This is a genomic window from Intestinibacter sp., assembly GCF_051866655.1.
Taxonomy (GTDB): Bacteria; Bacillota; Clostridia; order Peptostreptococcales; family Peptostreptococcaceae; genus Intestinibacter.
This window is the reverse complement of the sequence record NZ_JBJDXL010000094.1, coordinates 1-1578: the sequence shown is the minus strand read 5'-3', so window position 1 is coordinate 1578 and position 1578 is coordinate 1. Positions and strand designations below refer to the sequence as shown.

Below are 1578 nucleotides of genomic sequence, written 5' to 3'. Positions count from 1 at the left end.
TATAATACCTACTGCTAATACAAAGGACGAGCCACTTGAGATGTTCGAATGGGAGCTTAGAGTTCAAGCTTACCACAATAACGTGTTTATAGCTATGTGTAATCGTGTCGGCAAAGAGGGAAATATGGACTTTGCTGGAGAATCACTTGTAATAGACTGCGATGGAAATGTTGTGTTTAAGTCAGACGATAAGGAACAGCTGATAACTGTTGATATAGATTTGAGTAAATGCAAAGAAAGTCGTAAGAATAGACCTTACATAACTTTACATAGACCTGAAATGTACTTTTAATTAAAAACAGCCTCCTCTGGTAATTTATCAGAGAAGGCTTTTGCATTATTTATTTGTCATCTTCTTGTTTATAGTGTCTTTTTACTGCTTCTAAAATTATTTCCACAGCTTCGTCTATACTTATCTTGCTAGTATTTATGCAAAGGTCGAAATCTCTAGCATCTCCCCATTTCATACTTGTGTAGAAATTGTAGAAGGATGTTCTTTCCTTGTCTATTTTCTTGACTGTCTTAGCACTTTTCTTTTCTTCTATGCCGTGTTCTTCTATAGCTCTTTGTCTTCTAGTCTCAAAATCGGCATGTATGAATACGTCAATAGAATCAAATTTGTCCCTCAATGCATAATTAGCTGCTCTACCTACAAATATGCAAGATTCCTTTGAGGCCAAATCTTGAATTATATTGAATTGTTTCAAGAATAATTGATGCCCTAAAGGTAGTGAAGAGCTTGTTTGATCGTATGAAAAATAACTCAATGATTTTATAGGCTTTTCATCGTATTTTTCAAAAAATTCTTGGCAATAACCACTTTCTTTTGCTGCTATTGTAAGTAACTCTTTATCGTAGCAAGGTATGTTTAGAGCTTTGGCTAATTTTCTGCCTATTTCTCCTCCGCCGCTACCGTACTCTCTACTTATTGTTATGATTAAATTTTTCTTCATAGCTATTACCCCTTTCTATAACTATCTATACTATAATTATAGCAGAATTGATATTTTTATATAAGAAAATTTTTATATTTCTAAAAGGGCAGCTATATCATCTAGTACAGCTACATTTGGATAGCTCTCTAGCTTTTCTCTAGGTGTAGTTCCAGTTGTAACACCTACGAAGTCGACTTTAGCATTTTGTGCAGTTTCGGCGTCGATGTAGCTATCTCCTATGTATAGTGCGTTTTTTACCTCCATCATATCCATAATTTTAAATAGGCCTTCTGGGTTTGGTTTGTATTTTTCAACATGTTCTGTGCCTATTATTATGTCTACAAGATCTCTAGCCTCTAGGTTTACTAATATGTCGTTGATTCTTTGTCCCCATCTTGATGAAACTATTCCGATTTTTTTGTCGTTTGATTTTAGAGCTTGTAGCACTTTTTTTGCTTCTCCGATGAACACTGTCTCCTTGACTGTGATTTGGTCGGATCTTTCTTTTTGGTATTTTTTAAATAAATTTATGCTATCTTCGCTATTGTCTCCAGTTAAAATTGTGTATGCTTCTCCTAGAGGAATTCCTACAGTGTTTACAATATCGTCGTATGAAGCTCTTTTTAGATTTAATTTGTCAAAT

At 34.2% G+C, this 1578-nt stretch carries 3 protein-coding genes; 1 reads left to right on the top strand and 2 read right to left on the bottom strand.

The features are described from left to right. Window positions 1-292: carbon-nitrogen hydrolase family protein (locus ACI3VO_RS02520; protein WP_439756402.1), on the top strand; the 292-nt coding region annotated here is incomplete at its 5' end. 49 nt (window positions 293-341) lie between these two features. Here ACI3VO_RS02520 and ACI3VO_RS02515 read toward each other — a convergent pair. Together ACI3VO_RS02515 and ACI3VO_RS02510 are read right to left on the bottom strand one after the other, a co-directional pair. Further along, window positions 342-953 (bottom strand): AAA family ATPase, encoded by a 612-nt coding sequence (locus ACI3VO_RS02515; protein ID WP_439756401.1) that lies wholly within the window; start codon window positions 951-953, stop codon window positions 342-344. Between the two features lie 72 nt (window positions 954-1025). Further along, the coding region (locus ACI3VO_RS02510) for an HAD family hydrolase (protein WP_439756400.1) at window positions 1026-1578 on the bottom strand (553 nt) is incomplete at its 5' end.